The organism is Pseudomonas sp. SDO5591_S426 (assembly GCF_054070755.1).
Window position 1 is genome coordinate 33,628 of the sequence record NZ_JBSVXD010000007.1, and the last position, 23,465, is coordinate 57,092.

Consider the following 23,465-nt stretch of genomic DNA (forward strand, 5'->3'; position numbering starts at 1 on the left):
TTAATGATGATCGTCATGTATAAGCACAAAAAAAAGGGATTTGTCCCGCTCATGCCCGCGTATTGGCGAGCGCATGACACACCGAATCCAGCGCCGGTCCCAGAAGCTGCGCAACCCACAACGCGCGGGGTGTCGGCTCCATCGTCCGGCCTGTGCGCGTGAACAAGGGATCGTTGAACAGACCGCGCAAACGGCTGAGGGCATTGCTGACCGCCGGTTGTTTCAGCGCAAGCTTGTGCGCCGCACGGGTGACGTTGCGCTCCTGGAACAGGGCTTCGAACACCACCAGCAGGTTCAGGTCGATGTTGCGCAGTTCGTTTCTTTTCATGAGTCAGGCCCGCCAGATAGTGTCCACGAGGCATTTGCGCAGACAATATATTACGACCATAATCATTACAAGCCTTCAGGCGACGACTTGCTTGTAGCCAGACTCATCGGAGGTCGTTCAAGACCTCCGATGAGTCCCGGTCATTACACCGACGTTTGCACCACCGCCGCTTCCCGGCCCTTGAACGCCAGGGAGAAACAGAAAAAGATCACCAACGCAAAACCCGCCGGGAACAGCCAGATGTGCTTCCAGTCGTGGCTGCCAGCTGTCGCGGCGTAGTGATCGGTCACCTGCCCCGCCACCCAGAATCCGATCAGCATGCCCAAGCCGTAAGTCGCCAATGTGATCAAACCCTGAGCCGAACTTCTGAAGCGTTCCGAAGCCTTGGCGTCGGTATAAATCTGCCCCGAGACGAAGAAAAAGTCGTAGCAGATGCCGTGCAAGGCGATGCCGGTGAACAGCATGAACGCCAGATCGCCATTGTTGCCGTAGGCGAACAACAGGTAGCGCAACGCCCACGCCAGCATGCCGACCAAGAGCGCAAGTTTGATGCCGAAACGGTGAATGAACAGCGGCAGAAGCAGCATGAACAGCACTTCGGAGACCTGCCCGATGGCCATCTTCGCCGTGGGATTGGTCACGCCGATTTCCGCCAGGAACGGGTTGGCATTCTGGTAGTAAAACGCCAATGGAATGCAGATCAGAATCGAGGCAATGAAGAACACCAGATAACTGCGATCCTTGAGCAATCCCAGCGCATCCAGCCCCAACATTTGCTTGAGGCCGACACGTCCCGCTTCCGGTTTCAGTGGCGCGGTGCTCGGCAGTGTGAAGCTGTAGAGACCCAGCAGCAGCGAGGCGATGGCCGACATCAGGAATGTGTTGCGCAACCCGCCCGAGGAAATCGCCGCTTGCGAATCCCAGGCGAACACAAAACTGATCACCACACCGGCCACGATCCAGCCAATGGTGCCCCACACACGTATGCGCGAGAACTCCAGTGCCGGGTCGCTCATCTGGCGAAACGCGACCGAGTTCACCAGCGCCAGGGTCGGCATGTAAATCATCATGTACGCCAGCACGAACGGGTAAAACGTGCTGAAGTCCGGCGCGCGATAGAGTTGATACAGCAACACCGCGCCCACCAGATGCAACACCGCGAGGATGCGTTCGGCGTTGAAGAAACGGTCAGCGATCAAACCAATCACGAAAGGGGCAATGATCGCCCCCCAGGACTGGGTCGAAAACGCCATGCCGATCTGCCCGCCACTGGCGCCCAGGTTGCTGGCGAGGAACGTACCGAGGGTGACGAACCAGCCGCCCCAGATAAAGAACTGCAGGAACATCATTGCGCTTAATCGCGCGGTCATCGTGGTCATAACAGTCACCGTCTTATTGTTGTTTTTTGCGAGTGTTCGAAGCGATCAGGCGTCGGGCAAGCCCAGCAATCGTCGATTGAATTGTTCGTCGGACGACACGCTGACGAAATCATCGAAGGCCTTGCGGGTCTTGGTGATCATGTGCCGCTCGATGAACGCTGCCCCTTCGGCGGCGCCCTGTGCGGAGTCCTTCAAACAGCATTCCCACTCCAGCACGGCCCAGCCAGCGAAGTCGTATTGGGTCAGCTTGCTGAAGATCGATTTGAAGTCGATCTGGCCATCGCCCAACGAGCGGAAACGCCCCGGCCGCTCGACCCAGCCTTGATAGCCGCCATAGACACCGGAACGCGCGTCGGGGCGAAACTCGGCGTCCTTGACGTGGAACATGCGGATGCGGTCGTGGTAGCGGTCGATGAACCCCAGATAGTCCATTTGCTGCAGCAACAGATGGCTCGGGTCGTAAAGGATGGCGGCGCGGGGATGGTGATCGACCGCCTCGAGAAAACGCTCGAACGAGGCGCCGTCGTGCAGGTCTTCGCCGGGGTGAATTTCGTAGCACAGGTCGACACCGGCCGCTTCGAAGCAATCGAGAATCGGCAACCAGCGCTTGGCCAATTCCGCAAAACCCTGCTCGACCAAACCGGCCGGACGCTGCGGCCACGGGTACATGTAGGGCCAGAGCAGCGCCCCGGAAAACGTCGCATGAGCCTTCAAGCCCAGGCGCTGACTGGCGCGCGCGGCCAGTTTCAACTGGTCGATGGCCCATGCCGTGCGCGCCTCCGGCTGCCCGCGCAAATGCTCTGGCGCGAAGTCGTCGAACAGCGTGTCGAACGCCGGATGCACCGCCACCAATTGGCCTTGCAGATGGGTCGACAGTTCGCTGATCTCGACACCAGCCTCGGCGCAGACGGCTTTTAATTCGTCGCAGTAATCCTGGCTTTCGGCGGCACGCGCCAGGTCGATGAATTGCGTGCCCAGCGTCGGCAACTGAATGGCCTTGTAGCCTTGGGAGGCCGCCCAGCGCGCGATGTTTGCCAAGGTGTCGAACGGCGCTTCGGCGGACATGAACTGCGCGAGGAAAATCCCCGGGCCGCGCATACCGGTGGAGGTTTGAGTGGTATCGGTCACGGAAGTCTCCAGGGTCATGGGGTGCAGACCAGTTCGGTCCACTTGGCGTCGCCGCGATGGTTGGCGATGACGGTCTCGATGAATGCCATGCCACGCAGACCGACGTCGATGCCCGGTACGCCGGGAGCATCAGGGCCAGCAACGTCGGCGCGAATCGCTTTGGCAAAGTCGCCGTAAAGATTGGCCATGGCTTCGAGATAGCCTTCGGGGTGCCCGGCTGGCAGGCGCATGCGCTGGCTGGCGGCCTCGCACAACCACGGCTGCCCGACGCCGGAACGCAAGACACGCATGGGTTGATCGAGGGCGCGGTGGATCAGGCTGGCCGGCTTTTCCTGACGCCACTCCAACCCGCCCTTGTCGCCGTAGACGCGGATTTTCAGCGGATTCTCTTCACCTGCGCAGACCTGGCTGGCGATCAGCACGCCACTGGCGCCTTCGGCCATCTTGAACAGCATCGAGGCGTCATCGTCCAACTGCCGACCCTCGATGTGCACGCCCAACATGGCGCACAACTGCTTGATCGGTTGATCCGCGACAAACTCGGCGAGGGAAAACGCATGGGTGCCAATGTCACCGATGCAACCGCCCAGACCGGACTGCTCGGGCAAATCACGCCATGCGGCCTGCTTGTTGCCCTGCCCGGCGACGTCCTGGCTCAACCAGCCTTGTGGATACTCGACGATCACCTTGCGCACCGCGCCGATCACGCCGCTGCACACCATCTCCCGCGCCTGCCAGACCATCGGGTAACCCAGGTAAGTGTGGGCCAGGCCGTAAAGACGATTGCTGCGCTCGACCACCTCTTTCAGGGCCAGCAACTCGCCTAGATTCAACGCCGCAGGTTTTTCACTGAACACGTGAAAGCCGGCGCTCAGGGCCTCGCTGGCCACCGGCGCGTGCAAATGATTGGGGGTAACGATGACCACCAACTCCATGCGTTGCTCGGTGGGCAAGGCGCGCTCGGCTTCAATCATCTGCCGCCAGTCGCTGTAGCAGCGTGACGCCGGCAAGCCCAGCGCTGCGCCGGTGCTCTGGTTGTTTTGGGCATCACGGCTGAATGCGCCGCACACCAGTTCGAAGCGCCCATCGAGCCCTGCGGCTTGACGATGAGCCTTGGCGATGAAGGCCCCTTCACCACCTCCGACAAATCCCATTCTTATTTTTGGCACGACAGCGTTCATTGCATTTTTTCTCTGTTTGGAAGGGAATCCAGTCATGATGTAACCGGTTACATCGTGGCGGAAATTTAGGCTCAGTTCGGGGAGCTGTCAAACCCCGGATTAACATCCACGAACATTTCAGAGCAGCGTCGACCTGCGGTAAGCTCGCCGGCCGCGCTGTTCGATAACGAGGTGGTCTTGTCCAATATCCGTGAAGTAGCCCGGCTCGCCGGTGTCTCGGTGGCCACCGTGTCCCGAACACTGAAGTCGCCCGAGCGCGTGCTCCCCGAAACCCGCGACAAGGTCAACGCCGCCGTGGAACAGGCAGGCTATCGCCCGAACCTGATGGCGGTGCAATTCCGCTCGCGCAGGACCGGCAACCTGGTGATTCTGGTGCCGGCCATTGCCAACACCTTTTTCGCCCGGGTCATCAGCGGCGCACAACAAGCCGCCCAGGCTGCCAACTATCGCCTGCTGCTGTGCGACACCCAGGGTCGCGAGGAAATCGAACGGGAATTCGCCGAGCTGGTGTACAACCATCAGGCCGACGGCGTGATCCAGTTGCGCGCCTACGATCCGTTCGAAGCGCCCTTCCCCAGCGCCGAGCTTCCGCCCATCGTCAACGCCTGTGAGGTGATTCAGGGCGGTCGCCATCCGACCATCAGCCTCGACAACCGCGCCGCCGCCAAGGCCATGACCGAACACCTGATAGAACTCGGTCACCGCCGCATCGGCCTGATCAAAGGCCCGAAAAGCAGCCCGCTGACCCGCGATCGCGTGGCCGGTTATCAGGACGCGTTGCAGCACGCCGGTATTGCCAGCGACCCGGCCCTGATCTGTCACGGTGACTTCAGCCTGAAGGCCGGTTATGACGGCGCGGCGGCGATGCTGAAACTCGCCGAACGTCCCACGGCACTGTTTTGCGAAAACGATGAGATGGCCATCGGTGCGTTGAAGCACATCAAGCAATTGGGCTTGCACGTACCCGAGGATATTTCGCTGGTGGGTTTCGACGACATTCCTTTCGCGGCGTACTGCGATCCACCGCTGACGACCATTGCGCAACCGGCCGAAGTCTTCGGCCAGAAAGCCGTCGAGATGTTGATTGCGCTGATCGAGAAGAAGCCGCTGGCGCAGCGGCATGTGGTGTTGCCGTTTGAATTGACGCTGCGCAGCAGCACGGCGGCGCGAAAGTAAAACACCTGTGGGAGCGATCAGGCTCCCACAGGTTCAGGTCAATCGCGGAATTGCGTCAATTGCTGGCTCAGCGACCCAGTCTGATCACGCAGTTGCACCGACTGTTCAAGCAGGCTGCGAATCGCGTGATCGTTCTGCTCGGAGATGCGGCTGACGCCCTGGATCGCCACCGACAGTTGCTCGCCGGTCGCCGCCTGGCTTTGGGTCTGACGAGCGACTTCGCTGATGCGCGTCAGAATATCCTGGGCATGCTGGCGGATCTGATCCACGCCTTGGGCCGAAGTGGTCAGTTGCACCACACCCTGGCGCACCGCTTCGCCGACCTGCTGAACGTTGGCCACGGTGTTGCGCACGTCCGAACCGATGGCGCCGATCATCTCGCCGATTTCACCGGTCGAGCGACTGGTGCGCTCCGCCAGTTGCCGCACTTCATCGGCCACCACGGCAAAACCACGCCCCTGCTCCCCGGCCCGCGCCGCTTCAATCGCCGCGTTGAGGGCCAGCAGGTTGGTCTGGTCGGCGATGCTACGAATCACCGCGATGATCCCGGCGATCTGTTGTGAGCGTTTTTCCAGATCGCCCACCGCACCGGCCACCACGTCCATGGTCTGGTCGATGTGGGTGATGCCGGCGAGGGTCTGGCTCATGTCCCCGGAAATGTTCTTGGTCAACACTTCAGTGTTGCGTGCCAGTTGCTCCACGTCTTCGGCTTGCTGGGACATTTCGGTCACCGAGTGCGCCAGTGCCGTCACGCCGCTGGCCATTTCTTCGGTGGCGGTGTGTTGCGAAGTCGCGCGTTCGGCGACGGCTTGGGTGGTATCGCCCAGATGATTGGAAATCTGCATCAGCGCCGTGCTGCTGTGACGGATCGAGCCCACCAGATCGCCAAGGCGCTGAATGAACTGGTTGAACGCCCCGGCCAATTTGCCGGTTTCATCGCCGCTGCGCTGTTCAAAACGCAACCCCAACTCGCCACCCCAGGCCTGAATGCCGACCGTCAGGCCCGACAACGGACGAATCTGCCACGCCAGTAAATGCCACAGCACGATGGCCAGGACCAGCAACGCGACCAATCCGATAATCACGGCGGTGTAGAGAAAATGATTGATCCCGGCCATGGCTTCGGCCAGCGGATAAGCGACCATCAACGCCCAATTGTTCGGCGACTTGCCGATGTGCACCGGTTGCAGCACATAGCCCCAGCCATCGTGCTCGAAACTGTAGGGCTGGCCGGCCTTGATTGCGTCCTTTGCAGCGGCCGGCAATTCGTCGGCAGGCTGGGCTAAACGCTTGGCATCGGGATGGCTGGCGTACAAGCCATCGCTGGAGATCAGCGCGCCATAGCCTTTGAATGCGTCAATGGTCGCGAGTTGGCGGTTGATGCTTTCCAGCGGAATATCGACCCCCGCCACACCCAGCGCTTTACCACCTTGCAACAGCGGCACCATGATCGACACCAGCATTACCTTCTGCCCACTGCCGATGCTGTAGGCATAGGGTTCGGAGGCCCACGGCTGACGCGTATGCAGCGGTCGGTAGTAATACTGGTTGTCGGCATTTTCCGGCACGTAACCGCTCAACGCCTCGGACTTCACCCCGCCACTGGCGCGGTTCCAGTAAGTCAGGTAACGGCCCGTGGCATCAGTGTTCGGTTGATTGGCAAACTCACTGTCCTTGCCATCGAAAGCGTTCGGTTCCCAGTACTGCCCAAGGCCCAACAGCTTGGGATTGGCTTCGAACAGTTGGCGTGTCAGGGCATCAGCGGTCTTGCGATCGACCTGTTGTTGCTGCATCGCAGTGGCGACACCGGCCAGGGATTCGGCCACGGTAAAACCGACACTGAGTTCGACTTCGACTTCCTTGGCATTGGCCTTGACGATGGTGTCGACCAGGGCAAAGGTCTCTTTGACCGACGAGCCATAAGCGATATAGGCGATGGACCCCAACAGCAGCGCCATGACGACGACGGTGCCAATCAGCGCCGTCCAGAACAACTTGAAGTGCAGTGAGCGATTAGGCATGAACATTCTCGAAGGTGCGATTCGTCAACCAGCAACAGACCACGCAAAAACGAGAGTGCCGCAGCCCTGCTGGCAGGTGATTTATAATTGATATTATTTGGCCACTATATCGAGGCAAACGCCCCCGATGCAACACAATTGAACGTACGATCAGTTTTGAAAACGGAGGGAAGAAACCCGGGACGACAATCAACAACGCCACACTCGTTTCAGGTGTACCGATGCGGCGCAAACGTGCCGGTTAGACGGCTGTCAAAGGCATTCCTGCGCGGCGCGTTCAAGCCTGGAAGGTCCGAATGTCGAGGCCAATAAGGTGCGCTCATACAGGAACACCTTGCCCTTGTAGGCCTCGAGTACATCGTTGGCAGCGACCTTGCTTGTAACCACGATACGGTAGCTGCGCTGGGTTTCCGAGACGGTGGTATGCAGCGCGCCTTCATGCAGTTTTGGCAGGACACACTGCGCGTAATCCTCAGGTGCTTTTTTCGTCTGCAAGGTCAGCGTGGGGTCGTTTGGCGTTGACGCACAACCTGCCAGCAGCAAGGGTGCGAAAAGGGCCAGTCGAGTAAAGTTTTTCATCGCGCCGGTTCCGGTAGAAGCGTTAGATGGGCGCGATTTTCCTTGTTTCCCGCAAGCAACAGAACTTGTGATCGGTGATGGTCACTATTACTCGAACGAATAGTAAAAACCCTTATTGCTCAGGCATTTCGATCGGCTCGGCCCCGCGCTTGCCCTTGAACGCTTCGCGGCGTGCCTTGCGTTCCTCGGCGTAAGCCGGCGCAGGCTCGCTGATCAGCTCTTCCCGGCGCAGCAACTCGCCGCAATGCTCGCACAGCGGTCCGAGTCCGGCGTGATGCCTGCAAGTCTGGTGGGTATAGCGCACCGCCAACCCTTCGCCTTCCGATTTGCACCAGGTTTCCCCCCAGGCACGCAACGCCAATACCACCGAGTAAAACGCCTGCCCTTTGGCGGTGAGGTGGTACTCGTAGCGCGGCGGTCGTTCGCTGTAGGCCCGGCGCTCAACCATGTCGTCCGCCTCCAGGCTTTTGAGACGCGTAGCGATCATCTGCGGGGTCCCGCCGGTCTGCGCCTGGATCTCGTCATAACGATGGTTGCGCATGAACAACTCGCGCAAAACCAGCACGGTCCAGCGATCGCCGACGATGTCTTCGGCCCGTGCAATCGGGCACAAAGTTTCGGGACTATTCTTCTTTACCGCCATGCGGGCTTGCCTCTTTCCTAGTTACTATGATTATCATATCAACACTATGCCGAGGCAAGCCCTGGCAAAGGTCAGTCAAAATTCCTGGAGAACTCGTCATGTCCAACGCAGCCTACCCGCTTGATCGAACTGCCTACCTGCTGGTCGATCCCTACAACGATTTCCTGTCCGAAGGCGGCAAGATCTTTCCCTTGCTCAAGCCCATTGCCGACCAAGTCGGCCTGCTCGATAACCTGCGCACGCTGGATCGCACTGTCCGCGCCCTCGACATTCCGGTGGTCATCGTACCGCACCGTCGCTGGGAACACGGCGACTACGAAAACTGGGATCACCCGAGCCCCACCCAATGCAAGATCCAGCACATGCACCACTTCGCACGTGGCGAATGGGGCGGCGAATGGCATCCCGATTTCGCCCCGCAGGAAGGCGACACTATCGTCCAGGAGCATTGGGGTTCGAGCGGCTTTGCCAACACCGACCTTGATTTTCGCCTCAAGCAGAAAGGCATCACCCACGTGATCATCGTCGGCCTGCTGGCCAATACCTGCATCGAGGCCACCGCCCGTTACGCCCAGGAACTCGGCTACCACGTCACGCTGGTGCGCGATGCCACCGCCGCGTTCAAGCCGGAAATGATGCACGCCGCCCACGAACTGAACGGCCCGACATACGCGCATTCGATCGTGACCACCGAGCAACTCATCACCACCCTGAAGCAGTGAACACACAATGAAACTGACCGGAAACCTGTTGATCGGCGCCAACGAAGTCCCTGCGACCGAGGGGACAATGAAAGCGCTCAATCCCGCGACCAACCAGCTCATCGAGCCGGACTTCGCCTTCGGTGGCGTCGCGCAAGTGGACATGGCGGCGAACCTCGCCGACGAAGCGTTCGACCATTACAGCCATACCTCACTGGCGGAACGTGCGGCATTCCTTGAGCGCATCGCCGCCAATCTCGATGTCGTGACCCCGGAGCTTGCTGCACGGGCCGCGCTGGAAACGGGTCTGCCCGAGGCGCAGCTTCAGGGCGAAGCGGCGAAGGCCGCCACCCAGTTCCGCCAGTTCGCCGATGTGGTGCGCAAAGGACGATTCCTGCAACTGGCCATCGACCCGGCACAACCTGATCGCCAGCCACGACCACGCATGGATCATCGCCTGCAAAAAATCGCCATCGGCCCGGTGGCTGTTTTCGGCGCGAGCAATTTCCCCATCAGTTACTCGGTCGCCGGTGGCGATGTCGCCTCTGCGCTGGCGGCGGGCGCGACGGTCATCGTCAAAGCGCATAACGCCCACCCCGGCGCCTCGGAAATTCAGGCGCGGGCCATCCGTAAAGCCGTGCAGGACAGCGGCTTTCCCGAAGGCGTGTTCTCTATGGTGCGTGGCGGCGGCAACACGATTGGCGAAGCGCTGGTCGACCATCCGCTGATCAAGGCCGTGACGTTCACCGGTTCCGAGCAAGGTGGCATGGCGCTGTATCGGCGTGCGCAACTGCGCCCGGATCCGATCCCGGTGTTTACCGAGATGACAAGCGTCAACCCCACGTTCATTCTGCCTCAGGCGCTGGCTGCGCGTGGTGCGCAGATCGGTGATGGATTTGTCGAACGCATGCTGGTCAACGTCGGCCAGGCCTGCCTCAAACCGGCGATCCTGATTGCGATTGAAGGCACCGGGTTTGAAGCGTTACGCGGTGCGATGATCAAGCGCGTGAGCGATGCACCGGCGCGTCCGATGCTGACGCCGGGGATTCATGCGGCTTACCTCAGCGGTCTGGACCAGCTGCAAAGCGCCGGGGCAAAAGCTGTCGTCGAAGGTTCGGCCGCAACGGCAGATCTACAAGGCCAGTCAGCCCTGCTGGAAGTCGACGGCCAGCGCTTCCTCACCGAACCGGAACTGGCGCACGAGGTGTTCGGTCCGGCAGCGCTGCTGGTGAAGGTCAAGGATGAGCCTGAACTGCTCGCTGTCGCCCGTGCGTTTCGCGGCCAACTCAGCGCAACCCTGCATCTTGAGGAAGGTGATCTGGAACTGGCCCGGCATGTGCTGCCAATTCTGGAGCGGCGTACCGGACGAATCGTGGTCAACGCTTTTGCGCATCCACAGGAAGTATCCTTCGCGACCATCCACGGCGGACCGTTCCCGGCCTCGTCGGACAGCCGCTTCACCTCGGTGGGCATGACCTCCATCGAACGCTTCCTGCGCCCGATCACCTATCAGGGCTTCCCGGATGCGTTGTTGCCCGAGGCACTGCGCGACCTCAATCCGCTTGGATTGCCGCGTAGTCTGGACGGTCAGTAAACGCCAACGCGGGCCCGGCGTGGTTTACGCCACTGATGCCGGGCCTTTGTGCAGGGCGAACACCTGATTACGCCCGTTGCGCTTGGCCTGGTACAGGCCGTCATCGGCACGGGTCAACAGGCTTTCCAGGTTGTCGCCGGGTTGGACGAAGGCGACGCCGAAAGACGCGGTGATCGTATCCAGCACGGTGTCGGTTCCCCGCGCCTTGATTCGCAATGACTGGACCTTCAGCCGCAGCTGCTCGGCGAAGGCACAGGCACTGTCGAGATCAGCGCAGTCTTCCAGCACCACGCAGAACTCCTCGCCGCCGTAACGCCCGGCAAAGGCATTGGGCACCAGCGCGCCGCGCAACACCTGGCCGACATGCTGCAACACCCGGTCGCCCAACGGGTGGCCGTACTGATCGTTGAATTGCTTGAAGTGGTCGATGTCCAGCATCACCAGCGCGACACGTCGGGAGCCTTTGTCCAACGCCTGCTCCAGCAACCGCGTGAACGCTGTGCGGTTGAGCAGTTCGGTCAGGCCGTCGAGTGTCGCGGCCAGTTGGGCGCGTTCGAGTTTGTCACGCAGGGTCTTGATTTCGTTTTGCGCAGACTGCAACTGGCCGAGGAATTGCTCCTGCTGACTTTGCATCAGCCGAGTGCTCTGTTGCAGCTCATTGAGAATGCGCGGCAAGCGATCGCTGACTGGCTCGTCGAGCATTTCCAGGCACTGCCCGAGACGGTTCTGGAAATTCTGGCTGCCCTTCACGCTGCGCGAAACGTCACGTTCCATACCATCCACCAGGCTGATGACTTGCTGCTGCTCGGCGCGGGCATCTTCAAGCTCGTCACGGATGATGTACTCGCGAAAAAGCCTGGTCGCCGATTCGGGCGGACAACCGTCGAAGTCCCGGACAACCCGGTCCAGATGACGATTGAGTTCCGGGTCCTGGCCTTTGCTGTAGGTGTACCACAGCGCGTAATGCACCGGATTGGGCGGAATGTTGTGGCGAACCATCAGTGGAACGGCTTGCTTGAGCAACGCCGCTGCCTCGCGGGAGTCTTCCGGATAAAGCGCTAGAACATTCGCACGCGATTCTGATTGGCTCATGGTTTCACTGTGGTTGTTAATCATTGGCATTCAGGCAGCCGGCAGAGCATACCGATACGCCTGACAAACGGCTATCCCGCGATGGGCTGGAACGACAATTTATATAACGTCGCTCCCACAAAGGTGCGGAGCAGCTCAACCCAGATTCAACAACGCCTGACGCAACAGCCTGGCCGCTGGCGAATCCGGCACGCCTTTGCGCGAAACCAGCTCGTAGGGTTCGCTGCGCGAGGTAATCGGCAGTGGCAGCGTGGTGGTAAAGCCGTAACCGGAACAGAATTTCGCCACATCGGTCGAGACCAGCGCCACCAGCGACGGGTTCTCCTGCAACAACGACAACGTCGCGAACGCCGAGGTGGTTTCCAGCAGATGCACCGGGAACCGCAAGTCGGCCTCGTGAAATTCGCGCTCCAGTAACAGACGCATCGGCATGTTGGCGCGGTAGACCACCCAGCGGTAATCCACCAGATCCTTCAACGACAGCTTCCTGGCATAGGCGAACGGATGCTGGGTGCTGGCGATCACCGCCAGGGTTTCCTCAACGAATATTGCGCTCTCGTACAGGTAAGGCGTGCTGCTGACAGTCGTGCGGCAGATCGCCAGGTCAAGGCGCCCGGCGTCGAGTTGGCTTAATAAGGCGGCGCTGGTGTCCTCGACGATCTCGATGGACATCTTCGGGTTGTCGGCAATCACCCGGCTGATCGCCGTGGTCAGCAGCGGCACGGCGCCCATGATGGTGCCCACCGACAGCCGTCCGCCCTCGCCGCTCATGATGCCGATGATCTCTTCGCGCAAGTGCGCGAGGTCGGTCTGGATCAGTCGCGCGTAACGAATCACCGAGCGTCCGGCGTCGTTTGGCTCTAGCCCGCGGTTAGTCCGGGTGAACAGCGAAGTGCCGAACGTGGTTTCGATTTCCTGCAGTGCCTTGCTGGCGCCGGGCTGGGTCAGCGCCACCTGCCTGGCCGCGCCCAGCAGGGAGCCGTGTTCATCAAGCGCTATCAAAAGACGCAGCTGCTTGATGTGCAAACGGGACATGATCGAGTTGAGTGAGGGCGTCATCAGGGTTAACTAAAAGTTATAGAGGTATCGAAAGTTGTCAGTATCGGGGGCAATACGTCGGCCCTATAGTCCGCTCCACAGTCAGGCAATGCAATGGGTTTGGCCAGCGTTCAGTAGCGCTGCAACCACAGGCCGATTGCAACAATAACAATCCTGTATAACTTGTGGTGAATCATGTCCCTCATCAATTACGTCACCAAAATCCAGTTCGGCTATGACAGCCTGGAGCATCTGGCCGCCGAAGCCGACCGCGCCAACATCACCCGTCCGCTGATCGTCACCGACGTGGGCGTGCGCAACGCCGGCATCGTCGACAAGGTCATTGCCGCTCTCGGCGTCAACCGTCCTTACACGATTTTCGACGCCACCCCACCGAACCCGAACGAACACGCCGTGCGTGAAGCCGTCGCGCAATACCGCCAGGGCGAGTGCAACGGCATCATCGCGGTCGGCGGCGGTTCTTCCATCGATCTGGCCAAAGGCGTGGCGGTTTGCGCGACGCATGAAGGCCCGCTGCAAAGCTTCGCGGTGATTGAAGGCGGACTGGACCGCATCACCTCGGCCACCGCGCCGCTGATCGCAATTCCAACCACCGCCGGCACCGGCAGCGAAGTCGGTCGCGGCGCCATCCTGATCCTCGACGACGGCCGCAAAGTCGGCGTTATCTCGCCGTACGTGGTGCCGCGCGTGGCCATCTGCGATCCGGAACTGACCCTCGGCCTGCCAGCGATGCTGACGGCCGCCACCGGCATGGACGCCATCGCCCACTGCATCGAAACCTTCATGGCGCCAGCCTTCAACCCGGCAGCGGACGGTATCGCCCTCGACGGCCTGTGGCGTGCCTGGGGTCATATCGAACGCGCCACCGCCGAACCCGGCGACCGCGAAGCGCGGATGAACATGATGAGTGCCTCGATGCAAGGCGCGCTGGCATTCCAGAAAGGTCTGGGCTGTGTGCACAGCCTGTCCCATGCCTTGGGCGGGATCAATCCGAAGCTGCACCACGGCACTTTGAACGCGATCTTCCTGCCGGCGGTCGTCGACTTCAACGCCGACGCCCCAACCGTACGTGATGAGCAGAAGCTTGAACGCCTGCGCCACGCCATGGGGCTTGCGGCCGACGCCAACATCGGCTCGGCCATTGAAGACATGACCCGTCGTCTGGGCTTGCCCACCCGTCTCAGCGAAATCGGTGTCGACGAAAGCCTGTTCGAACACATCGTGGAAGGCGCGCTGCACGACCACAGCCACAAGACCAACCCGCGCGAGGCATCCAGCGCGGACTACCTGACGATGCTCAGGCAGTCGCTTTAACGCATCGCCGCACCCTACTGCTATCCAACAATAAAAATTCAGGAGGCCGCCGCATCGCCGGGTTCACTCGAAACCGGCGATGGCAGAACAACCATGAAGCCCACCGTCCTTATCGAACGGCAAGACACCGTTGCCATCGTCACCCTCAGCAATCCTGGAAAAATGAACGCCCTGAACCTGTCCATGTGGCAGGACCTGGGTGACGTCATGACCGAGCTGTCAGCCGACTCGTCCATACGCTGCGTGGTGTTGCGTGGTGAGGGCGAACAAGCCTTTGCCGCCGGTGCCGATGTCGGCGAGTTCCCCAGCGTGCGCGCCAACGCCGCTCAAGCACGGACGTATGCCGAAGTCACCTCGATGGCCATGCGCGCAGTTGCCGATTGCGTGCACCCGGTGATCGCGATGATCCACGGCGTGTGCGTCGGCGGCGGTCTGGAGATTGCGGCGCTTTGCGACTTGCGCATTTGCGGCACATCCAGCCGCTTCGGCGCGCCGGTCGGCAAGCTCGGCCTGGTTATGTCCTATGACGAAATGGCCGGACTGGTAGCGCTGGCCGGACGCTCGACCACCCTGGAAATCCTTCTCGAAGGCCGGATCCTCGATGCCCAGGACGCCTACGTGAAAAACCTCGTGACCCGCGTCGTCGCCGATGCCGAAGTCGAGTCCGAAACCCTCGCCACCGCCAAACGCATCGCCAATGGCGCGCCGCTGGTAGCGCGCTGGCACCGTCAGGCTGCCCGTCAGCTTGAAGCCGGCCAGGCACCCACCGTCCAACAGGTCGACCACAGCTACTTCTGCTACGACACCGAAGATTTCCAGATCGGCCTCAACGCTTTCATCACGAAAGCCAAACCACAATTCAAGGGGAAATAACATGGGACCGCTGACAGGAATGCGCGTGGTAGAACTGGCTCACATCATGTCCGGCCCGGTGTGCGGAATGATGCTGGCCGACATGGGTGCCGACGTGGTCAAGGTCGAAAAAGTGCCCGATGGCGATGACTCCCGACGCTTCTCGCCGATCATGGCCAGCGGCGAATCCGCTTCGTTCATGGTGGTCAACCGCAACAAGCGCGGCATCGGCCTGAACCTGAAGACCGACGGCGGCCGCGACGTGTTGCGCCGCTTGCTGATGGACGCGGATGTGGTCACGGAAAACTACCGCGCCGGCACCATGGAAAAATTCGGCCTGGGTTACGACACGCTGAAGACCCTCAACCCGGGGCTGATCTATTGCGCGATCTCCGGCTACGGCCGCAGCGGCCCGTTCGGCGACAAGGGTGGTTTTGACCTGATCGCCCAAGGCATGAGCGGCATGATGAGCATGACCGGTGAAGCCGGTCGTGAGCCGGTCAAGGCCGGTTCGCCGGTGGCCGACATCAACTCCGGCATCCTCGCCGCCCTCGGGATCTGCGCGGCCTACGCTGCCAAACAGAAAACCGGGCTGGGGCAAATGGTCGACACCTCGCTGTTCGAAGCCGGCCTGCAACAGATGTTCTGGCCCGCAGCCGCGTACTTCGCCGATGGCACCATCCTGCCGAAAATGGGCTCGGCCAACTCCACCAGCGCGCCGTATCAGGTGTTCCGCACCGCCGATGGCTGGATCAACATCGGCGCCGCCAACCAGGCCAACTACGAACGACTGGTCGAAGCCCTCGCCGTGCCGCAACTGAAAGCCGACCCGCGTTTCGCCAGCAACGCCCTGCGTATGCAGCACCGCTTGGCACTGGTGGAAATCCTCAACGAAGTGCTGGTCGCGCGCACCACCGATGACTGGATGGTGCTGTTCGACAGCCTCGGCCTGCCCGCCGGCCCTGTGCTGGACATCGCCGCCGCCCTCGCCCATCCACAAACAAAAGCCCGGGGCATGGTGGTGGAAACCGAGCACCCGACTGAAGGCCGCGTACGTGGCATGGGCCTGCCGATCCACTTCTCCGACATGGACAACGCCCCGCCACAAACCAGCCGCCCGGCACCGCTGCTCGGCGAGCACACCCGCGAAGTGCTCAAGGAAAGTGGTTACGCCGATGACGAAATCGACGACCTGATTCGCAGCAAGTCGGTAGTGGCGCTCGCCTCCTGACCTAAAGCCCGAACCCGACCACATTCCTTAAAACAAAAACAAAAAGGTAACCATCATGAGCCGTATCTTGACCGAAGCCGTCAGCCGCCGATCGTTCCTGGTCTCCGCTGGCGTCACCGTGGGCGGTGCCTTCGCCGCCAGCCTGCTGCCAACCAGTGGCGTGTTTGCCGCCACAAAACCCATCGTCTTGCGTTACAGCAGCAGCCTGCCCGACACCCATCCGCTGAACAAACAGATGAAGGCCGCGTCCGACGCGATCAAGGCTGAAACCAACGGCGCCGTCGATTTGCAGGTGTACGCCAACGCCTCCATGGGCGGCGACACCGACATGCTGTCCCAGGTGCGCGCCGGTGCGGTGGACTTCATTCCCCTGCCGGGCGCGATTCTCTCCACGCTGGTGCCGGCCATGTCGATTGAAAGCATGCCGTTCGCCTTCAAGGACTACGAAAGCGTGTGGGCCGCACTGGACGGAAAACTGGGCGATTACGTGCGCGCCCAGACCACCAAGGTCGGCCTGATCCCGATGGAGAAGGTCTGGAACAACGGCTTCCGCCAGATCACCAGCTCGACCCGCCCGATCTACACCCCGGAAGACCTCGCTGGCTTCAAGTTACGCGTCTTGGTCAGCCCGCTGTGGACCTCCATGTTCAGCGCCCTCGGCGCCGCGCCGACCGGGATCAGCATCAACGAAACCTACTCGGCGTTGCAGACCAAAGTCGTCGACGGCCAGGAAAACCCGTTGGTGGTGGTCGAGTCGGCGCGCTTCTACGAAGTACAGAAATACTGCTCGCTGACCGACCACATCTGGGGCGGTTTCTGGATTCTCGGCTCGGGCAAGACCTTCCCCAAACTGCCTGCCGACGTACAGGAAATCGTCTCCCGGCAGATCAACGCCGCCGCACTGGTCCAGCGTCAACAAGTGATCGACCTGAATGCCAGTCTCGAACCCTCGCTGACCGCCCACGGCGTCACCTTCAACAAGGTCGACCGCTCGCTGTTCCGCACCGAACTGCAGAAAAAAGGCTTCTACACCCAATGGAAACAGAAGTACGGCGACGAAGCCTGGGGCTTGCTTGAGCAGTACGCGGGTCAATTGTCCTAAGCCGGAGTCAAGGTCATGAAAAACGAAATGCCTATGACGGATGTTTCCCCCGCTGACGGACTCAGCCCACGCCACACCGCGCTGCGCCTTGGCCGCGCTCTCGATACCGGCCTGCGCTGGGCGACCGAGGGCAGCGCCGCGCTGCTGGTGATCCTCGAAGTCACCTTGCTGTTCTGCAACGTGTTCTCTCGCTACGTGCTCAACCAGCCGATCGTCTGGGGCGACGAAATGGCCTCGTTGCTGTTTCTGTGGCTGGCGATGCTTGGCTCGGTGGTGGCGATGCGACGCGGCGAGCACATGCGCCTGACCTCGTTCATCGGCCGGCTACCGGCGGAAAAACGCGCCTTCGTCGACACCTTCGGCGCGGTGATCGTCATCACCTTCATCGTCATGCTGTTCTCGCCGGCCTGGGAGTTCGTCAGCGACGAGTGGATCATCACCACCGCCGCCCTGGAAATCCCCAACGCCTTTCGCGTGTCGGCCATCGCCGTCGGCCTGAGCCTGATGCTGCTGACCTGCGTCGCACGGCTGTTGACCAGCGCGCGGTTGATCGACTTCACCGTGTCGGTGGCGATGCTCGGCTCGCTGGCCGCGTTGTTGTGGGCCGGTGAAGGCACGCTGTTGCTGATGGGCAACTGGAACCTGATCGTGTTCTTCATGATCGGCGTGATGGGCATGATCGTCATCGGCGTGCCGATCATGGTTGCGTTCGGTCTGGCCACCGTGGCGTATCTGTCGACCATGACCAGCACACCGCTGACCCTGGTGGTGGGCCGCATGGACGAAGGCATGGCCAGTCTGATCCTGCTGGCGATTCCGTTGTTTGTGTTCCTCGGCGCGCTGATCGAAGCCATGGGCATGGCGCGGGCGATGATCCGTTTCCTGTGCTCGTTGATCGGCCATGTGCGCGGTGGTTTGTCGTATGTGTTGATCGGCGCGATTTACTTGATCTCCGGAATTTCCGGCTCGAAGGCCGCCGACATGGCCGCCATCGCGCCGGCGCTGTTCCCGGAAATGAAGAAACGCGGCGAGGATGAAAACGAACTGGTGGCGATGCTCAATGCTTCCGGGGCGATGTCGGAAACCATCCCGCCGAGCCTGGTGCTGATCACCATCGGCTCGGTCACCGGCGTGTCGATTTCCGCGCTGTTCACCGGCGGTTTCATGCCGGCGGTGGTAGGTGCGATTGCCATGGCCGCCGTGGTCTGGTGGAAAAACCGCAAGCGTGATGCCTCCACCGGCCAACGCGCCACCGCCAAGGAAATCGGTCACTCGCTGTTGGTGGCATTGCCGGCGCTGGCCCTGCCCTTCGTGATCCGCACCGCCGTGGTCGAAGGTGTCGCCACCGCGACCGAAGTGGCCGCCATCGGCGTGGCCTACACCTTCATCGTCGGCTTGCTGTGCTACCGCTGCTTTGACTGGAAACGCCTGTATCCGATCCTGGTCAGCACCGCGTCACTGTCCGGCGCGATCCTGATCATCATCGGCAGCGCCACCGCCATGGCCTGGGCACTGACCCAGTCGGGATTCTCCCATCAACTGGCGCAGGTGATGTCCACCGTCCCGGGTGGCGCGATGGGCTTCCTGATCATCTCCGCCGTGGCGTTCATCCTGCTTGGCAGTTTCCTCGAAGGCATCCCGGCCATCGTGCTGTTCGGGCCGTTGCTGTTCCCGATTGCCAAGACCATGGGCATCAACGACGTGCACTACGCCATGGTCGCGATCTTCGCCATGGGCCTGGGCCTGTTCGCACCGCCGTTCGGTGTCGGTTTCTACGCGGCTTGCGCCATCGCCAAGGTCGACCCGAGTGGTGCCATGCGCCGGGTCTGGCCATACCTCGGCGCGCTGGTGGTTGCCTTGGGCGTGCTGATTGCCGTGCCCTGGATTTCGATTGGTTTCCTGCCGTCCTGACTCAACTTTTGACTCCCCGCCGACGGTCGCCACCGCGACTGTCGGCACTCAAACACGAGGTTGCTTATGAATTTCTCCACACTGGAAACCGGCGCCACCACCGAGCGCCGACTGATCGTCGACCAGCCACGCACCATCTCGTTTCTCGGCGAGGACTTGCGCATCTACGCCACCCCGCGCCTGGTGGATGACATCGAACAGGCGTGCCTCGACTACCTGCTGACCTTCCTCGACGAGGGTGAAAACACCGTCGGCGCGGCGGTCGATATCCGCCACGTTGGCGCGACGCTGCTGGGCATGTCGGTGAGCATTGTCGCCACGGTCACTCGGGTTGAGGGACGCAGCGTGACGTTCAACGTCGAAGTGCGCGACGACGTGGAACTGGTGGCAACGGCGGCGCATACACGGGTGGTGGTCAACGTCGCCAAGCTGCGCAGCCGCGTGCAGGCCAAGGCTGCGGCGGCCGAGGCTGGCGAAATCGATGACGGCGCGCTCAGCCCTGCGCGCCTGACCGCGTCGCGCTGAGCCAGGGAACGTCGCCATGATCACCCTGCATGAACGCAACGGCTTGCCGAACTTCGCCGCCGAAGATGCGCTGCCGATCGTCGATGCCCACCATCATCTGTGGGACCTCGGCGCCGGTCGCTATCCCTGGCTGCAGGAGGAATATCACGAGGAGTTTTTCCTTGGTGACTACCACTCGCTGCGCCGCGATTTCCTGCCCGAGCATTTCCTCGCCCTGACGCAAAAACAACGGTTGATCGGCTCCGTGCATGTCGAGGCCGAACGCGCCCGCGATGAGCAAGTCGCCGAGACGCTTTGGCTGGAACAGGTGAATGCCCGCTACGGTTTTCCCAACGCCATCGTCGCCCACGCCTGGTTCGATCGCGAAGACAGCGCCGAGATTCTTGCAGCGCAGGCCGCCCGGCCGTTGGTCAGGGGCATCCGCTCAAAACCGCTGACCTCGGTTTCGCCGGACGCCTCGATTGCCGGCGCCCCCGGCACGATGCAAGACCCGAAATGGCTGGAAGGATTTTCGCTGTTGGCTCGCTACAACCTGACGTGGGACTTGCGCGTGCCGCCGTGGCACCTGGTGGAAGCCGCCGAAGTGGCGGCGATGTTCCCGCACATACAGATCGCCCTGAACCACAGCGGTTTCGCCTGGGACCGCAGCCCCGAAGGCATGGCGCGCTGGCGCAAAGGCCTGGAAGCACTGGCCATGCAGCCCAACGTGCATATCAAGCTGTCGGAGTTCGGCCTCAAGGATTCGCCGTGGCGCTTAGAGGACAACCGCGTCGTGGTGCTCACCGCACTGGAAATCTTCGGCCCCGAGCGCTGCATGTTCGCCAGCAACTTTCCGGTCGCCGGATTGCGCGCCTCTTACGACACCATTGCCGATGGCGTGGCAGCGATGCTCGCGCCGCTGGGCCGCAACGTTCAAGAGGCAGTGTTCGCCGGTAACGCACAACGTTTCTATCGCCTGGAGACCGCGCATGAATGAGCAACAGGCCATCGACTGGCGCGCACGTTTTCTCGCCAGCGGCGACGACGTGGACTTGCCCATCGTCGACGCTCACCAGCACTACTTCGACATGCAGGCGCATTACTACCCGTGGCTGAACGACCGCCCATTGCGCCCATTCCGTTATGGCGATTACTCGTCGATCTGCCGCAATTTCCTGCCCGAGGATTATCGCCGCCTGAGCGGCCATCACCGGATTGTCCAGACTGTGCTGATCGAGGGCGAATGGGACCCGACCACGCCGCTGGAAGAAGTACATTTTGTCGAATCCCTGGCCAAGGACGAACCGACGCTGGCAGCCATGGTCGCCCAAGCCTGGCTTGACCGCGAAGACGCCCCCGCGCTGTTGCGTCAATACGCGCAGCATCCACTGGTGCGCGGCATCCGCCACAAACCGAGCGTGACCAGCCGTGAAGCGTGGCACGAGAATTTTGCCGCACCGGGCTCCATGCGCGACGCCCGTTGGCGGGACGGCTACGGCCTGTTGGCAGAAAACGGCCTGCATTTCGAATTGCAGGCGCCCTGGTGGCATCTGCCGGAAGCGGCCGAACTGGCCAGGGACTTTCCCGACGTGACCATCGTCGTCAACCATACGGCGTTGCCATCGGATCGTTCGATACAAGGCCTGGCGGGTTGGCGCGCGAACCTTGAATTGCTGGCTCGCGAGCCGAACGTCGCGCTAAAGATTTCCGGCATCTGCATCCCTGGCGAGCCATGGCCCGTCGAGGCGAACCGCGTGGTGGTGAACGACGCGATTTCGATCCTCGGTGTCAGTCGCTGCGCGTTTGCCACCAATTACCCGGTCGATGGCGTGGTCAACGGCATGAGCGAGATTCTCGACGGCTTCAAGTCCATCGTCCGCGACCGCCCTCTGACTGATCGGCTGGCGCTGTTCCATGACAACGCCCGACGCCTTTACCGACTCAACTGACCCCATCCTTCAGGAGTTCCCATGTTTGAAGTTTCCGGCCACAACTACGTTGCAGGTACTCGCTCTGCCCAAGGCACCAGCACCCTGCAAAGCTTTGATGCCAAAAGCGGCGAAGCCCTGCCGTATCGCTTTCACTCGGCCACCGTCGAAGAAGTGAACGCAGCGGCCGAAGCAGCCGCCACGGCCTACCCGACTTTCCGTCATCTGTCGGCCGAACGTCGCGCCGAATTCCTCGAGGCCGTCGCCGCTGAACTCGATGCACTGGACGACACCTTCATCGCCCTGGTCTGCCGCGAAACCGCCCTGCCCGCCGGGCGCATTCAAGGTGAACGGGCGCGTACCAGCGGGCAGATGCGCCTGTTTGCCCGAACGCTGCGGCGTGGCGACTTCTACGGTGCGCGTATCGATCGTGCCTTGCCGGACCGCCAACCGTTGCCGCGCCCGGACCTGCGTCAGTACCGCACCGGCCTCGGCCCGGTCGCCGTGTTTGGTGCCAGCAACTTCCCGCTGGCCTTCTCTACTGCCGGCGGCGACACTGCCGCCGCCTTCGCCGCCGGTTGCCCGGTGGTATTCAAGGCCCACAGCGGCCACATGGCCACCGCCGATTACGTGGCCGGCGCGATTCAGCGTGCGGCAGAAAAAACCGCCATGCCCAAAGGCGTGTTCAACATGCTCTATGGCAGCGTCGGTGAAGCGCTGGTCAAGCATCCAGCGATTCAGGCAGTCGGCTTCACCGGTTCGTTGCGCGGTGGCCGGGCGCTGTGCGACATGGCGGCGGCCCGTCCGCAACCGATCCCGGTATTCGCTGAAATGAGCAGCACCAACCCGGTGCTGCTGATGCCCGAAGCGCTCAAGTCTCGCGGCGACAAGATCGCCACTGAACTGGCGGCTTCCGTGGTGTTGGGTGCCGGCCAGTTCTGCACCAATCCCGGGCTGGTGCTGGGCATTCGTTCACCCGAGTTCTCGGCGTTTCTCGAGCGCTTTGCCGCGGTGATGGCCGAGCAATCCGCGCAGACGATGCTCAACAGCGGCGCGCTGAAAAGCTACTGCCACGGTCTGGAAAACCTCAGTTCCCACCCCGGTGTGACTCATCTGGCCGGCGCCGAGCAACAGGGCAATCAGGCCCGGCCACAGGTATTCAAGGCCGACGTCAGCCTGCTGATCAACGGTGATGAACTGCTGCAGGAAGAAGTCTTCGGCCCGACCACCATCGTTGTCGAAGTGGCGGATCACGGCGAATTGATTCAGGCACTGCACGGTTTGCGCGGCCAGTTGACCGCGACCTTGCTGGTCGAAGACGCCGAGATCGATTCCTTGGCCGACGTTCTGGCCCTGCTGGAACAGAAGGTCGGACGCGTGCTGTTCAACGGCTACCCCACCGGCGTCGAAGTCAGTGATGCCATGGTCCACGGCGGCCCGTATCCGGCCACCTCGGATGCGCGCGGCACCTCGGTCGGGACGCTGGCGATCGATCGATTCCTGCGTCCGGTTTGCTACCAGAACTGCCCCGACAGCCTGCTGCCGGATGCCCTGAAAAACGCCAACCCGCTGGGCATCGCCCGCCTGCTGGACGGCGTCATGAGTCGCGACGCGCTGTAAGCCCGCGACCCGCCAAAGCCCACTGTTGATCCTTTGACAGCAGCGCCTGTTTCCCAACAGGCGCCGGGCATCGCTTTGCCTGAAAAACGCTTCATCCCCACAAAAACAACAACAGAGGAAGT

General features: G+C 61.6%; 20 protein-coding genes and 2 pseudogenes. 12 read left to right on the forward strand and 10 right to left on the reverse strand.

All coding sequences use genetic code 11. The annotated features are described in order from the left end of the window. Positions 1 to 49: 49 nt before the first annotated feature. From ACW9JC_RS03090 to ACW9JC_RS03105, 4 genes are all read right to left on the reverse strand, one after another. On the reverse strand, positions 50 to 328 hold the full coding sequence (locus tag ACW9JC_RS03090) for a LysR family transcriptional regulator (protein WP_457453508.1): 279 nt from the start codon (positions 326 to 328) through the stop codon (positions 50 to 52). A gap of 143 nt (positions 329 to 471) precedes the next feature. Further along, a complete protein-coding gene (locus tag ACW9JC_RS03095) occupies positions 472 to 1,707 on the reverse strand; it encodes a nucleoside permease (protein WP_457453510.1) in 1,236 nt (411 codons plus the stop codon). A gap of 45 nt (positions 1,708 to 1,752) precedes the next feature. Then, positions 1,753 to 2,805, reverse strand: coding sequence for a sugar phosphate isomerase/epimerase family protein (locus ACW9JC_RS03100; protein WP_338586530.1), 1,053 nt, complete (start codon positions 2,803 to 2,805; stop codon positions 1,753 to 1,755). 44 nt (positions 2,806 to 2,849) lie between these two features. After that, positions 2,850 to 4,016: a Gfo/Idh/MocA family protein gene (locus ACW9JC_RS03105; protein ID WP_457453512.1), complete on the reverse strand. Its 1,167-nt coding sequence runs from the start codon at positions 4,014 to 4,016 to the stop codon at positions 2,850 to 2,852. A 177-nt stretch (positions 4,017 to 4,193) separates the two neighbouring features. Between ACW9JC_RS03105 and ACW9JC_RS03110 the strand changes: the two genes are divergently transcribed. Beyond that, complete coding sequence (locus ACW9JC_RS03110) at positions 4,194 to 5,192, forward strand: LacI family DNA-binding transcriptional regulator (protein ID WP_457453513.1); 999 nt, start codon at positions 4,194 to 4,196, stop codon at positions 5,190 to 5,192. A gap of 38 nt (positions 5,193 to 5,230) precedes the next feature. On the opposite strand, the pseudogene ACW9JC_RS03115 reads toward ACW9JC_RS03110, so the two are convergent. The 4 genes and pseudogenes from ACW9JC_RS03115 to ACW9JC_RS03130 all read right to left on the reverse strand — a co-directional run. Continuing rightward, positions 5,231 to 5,767: pseudogene (locus ACW9JC_RS03115) on the reverse strand (methyl-accepting chemotaxis protein); the annotation flags it as partial. A 324-nt stretch (positions 5,768 to 6,091) separates the two neighbouring features. Further along, positions 6,092 to 7,219: pseudogene (locus ACW9JC_RS03120) on the reverse strand (PDC sensor domain-containing protein); the annotation flags it as partial. 246 nt (positions 7,220 to 7,465) lie between these two features. Next, positions 7,466 to 7,792: a hypothetical protein gene (locus ACW9JC_RS03125; protein WP_338581247.1), complete on the reverse strand. Its 327-nt coding sequence runs from the start codon at positions 7,790 to 7,792 to the stop codon at positions 7,466 to 7,468. Between the two features lie 112 nt (positions 7,793 to 7,904). Continuing rightward, positions 7,905 to 8,435, reverse strand: a complete 531-nt coding sequence (locus tag ACW9JC_RS03130) for a winged helix-turn-helix transcriptional regulator (RefSeq protein WP_457453515.1) — start codon at positions 8,433 to 8,435, stop codon at positions 7,905 to 7,907. 98 nt (positions 8,436 to 8,533) lie between these two features. Between ACW9JC_RS03130 and ACW9JC_RS03135 the strand changes: the two genes are divergently transcribed. Then, complete coding sequence (locus ACW9JC_RS03135) at positions 8,534 to 9,157, forward strand: isochorismatase family cysteine hydrolase (RefSeq protein WP_457453517.1); 624 nt, start codon at positions 8,534 to 8,536, stop codon at positions 9,155 to 9,157. Between the two features lie 7 nt (positions 9,158 to 9,164). Continuing rightward, positions 9,165 to 10,730 carry an aldehyde dehydrogenase (NADP(+)) gene (locus ACW9JC_RS03140; protein ID WP_457453518.1) on the forward strand — a complete coding sequence of 522 codons (1,566 nt, stop codon included), beginning with the start codon at positions 9,165 to 9,167 and terminating at the stop codon, positions 10,728 to 10,730. A gap of 24 nt (positions 10,731 to 10,754) precedes the next feature. Here ACW9JC_RS03140 and ACW9JC_RS03145 read toward each other — a convergent pair whose 3' ends face one another. Then, positions 10,755 to 11,822 carry a GGDEF domain-containing protein gene (locus ACW9JC_RS03145; RefSeq protein ID WP_457453520.1) on the reverse strand — a complete coding sequence of 356 codons (1,068 nt, stop codon included), beginning with the start codon at positions 11,820 to 11,822 and terminating at the stop codon, positions 10,755 to 10,757. A gap of 135 nt (positions 11,823 to 11,957) precedes the next feature. Beyond that, positions 11,958 to 12,881 carry a LysR family transcriptional regulator gene (locus ACW9JC_RS03150; RefSeq protein WP_338581252.1) on the reverse strand — a complete coding sequence of 308 codons (924 nt, stop codon included), beginning with the start codon at positions 12,879 to 12,881 and terminating at the stop codon, positions 11,958 to 11,960. A gap of 174 nt (positions 12,882 to 13,055) precedes the next feature. On the opposite strand from ACW9JC_RS03150, the gene ACW9JC_RS03155 reads away from it, so the two are divergent. The 9 genes from ACW9JC_RS03155 (at position 13,056) to ACW9JC_RS03195 (ending at position 23,343) form a co-directional block, all read left to right on the forward strand. Next, complete coding sequence (locus ACW9JC_RS03155; protein WP_457453522.1) at positions 13,056 to 14,195, forward strand: iron-containing alcohol dehydrogenase; 1,140 nt, start codon at positions 13,056 to 13,058, stop codon at positions 14,193 to 14,195. Between the two features lie 93 nt (positions 14,196 to 14,288). Continuing rightward, on the forward strand, positions 14,289 to 15,068 hold the full coding sequence (locus ACW9JC_RS03160) for an enoyl-CoA hydratase-related protein (RefSeq protein ID WP_457453523.1): 780 nt from the start codon (positions 14,289 to 14,291) through the stop codon (positions 15,066 to 15,068). A gap of 1 nt (position 15,069) precedes the next feature. Next, positions 15,070 to 16,278: a CaiB/BaiF CoA transferase family protein gene (locus ACW9JC_RS03165; protein WP_448108148.1), complete on the forward strand. Its 1,209-nt coding sequence runs from the start codon at positions 15,070 to 15,072 to the stop codon at positions 16,276 to 16,278. A gap of 55 nt (positions 16,279 to 16,333) precedes the next feature. Further along, positions 16,334 to 17,380 (forward strand): TRAP transporter substrate-binding protein, encoded by a 1,047-nt coding sequence (locus tag ACW9JC_RS03170; protein ID WP_338581256.1) that lies wholly within the window; start codon positions 16,334 to 16,336, stop codon positions 17,378 to 17,380. Between the two features lie 15 nt (positions 17,381 to 17,395). Then, positions 17,396 to 19,291, forward strand: a complete 1,896-nt coding sequence (locus ACW9JC_RS03175) for a TRAP transporter large permease (RefSeq protein WP_448108150.1) — start codon at positions 17,396 to 17,398, stop codon at positions 19,289 to 19,291. Between the two features lie 66 nt (positions 19,292 to 19,357). Beyond that, the gene (locus ACW9JC_RS03180) at positions 19,358 to 19,816 is read left to right on the forward strand and encodes a thioesterase family protein (RefSeq protein WP_338581258.1); all 459 of its coding nucleotides are present in this window, start codon (positions 19,358 to 19,360) and stop codon (positions 19,814 to 19,816) included. A 16-nt stretch (positions 19,817 to 19,832) separates the two neighbouring features. Next, positions 19,833 to 20,792, forward strand: a complete 960-nt coding sequence (locus tag ACW9JC_RS03185) for an amidohydrolase family protein (RefSeq protein ID WP_457453526.1) — start codon at positions 19,833 to 19,835, stop codon at positions 20,790 to 20,792. Next, positions 20,785 to 21,744 (forward strand): amidohydrolase family protein, encoded by a 960-nt coding sequence (locus tag ACW9JC_RS03190; RefSeq protein ID WP_457453527.1) that lies wholly within the window; start codon positions 20,785 to 20,787, stop codon positions 21,742 to 21,744. Before ACW9JC_RS03185 ends, ACW9JC_RS03190 begins: the two co-directional genes overlap by 8 nt. Positions 21,745 to 21,765: 21 nt before the next feature. Further along, positions 21,766 to 23,343: an aldehyde dehydrogenase (NADP(+)) gene (locus ACW9JC_RS03195; protein ID WP_457453529.1), complete on the forward strand. Its 1,578-nt coding sequence runs from the start codon at positions 21,766 to 21,768 to the stop codon at positions 23,341 to 23,343. Positions 23,344 to 23,465: the final 122 nt, after the last annotated feature.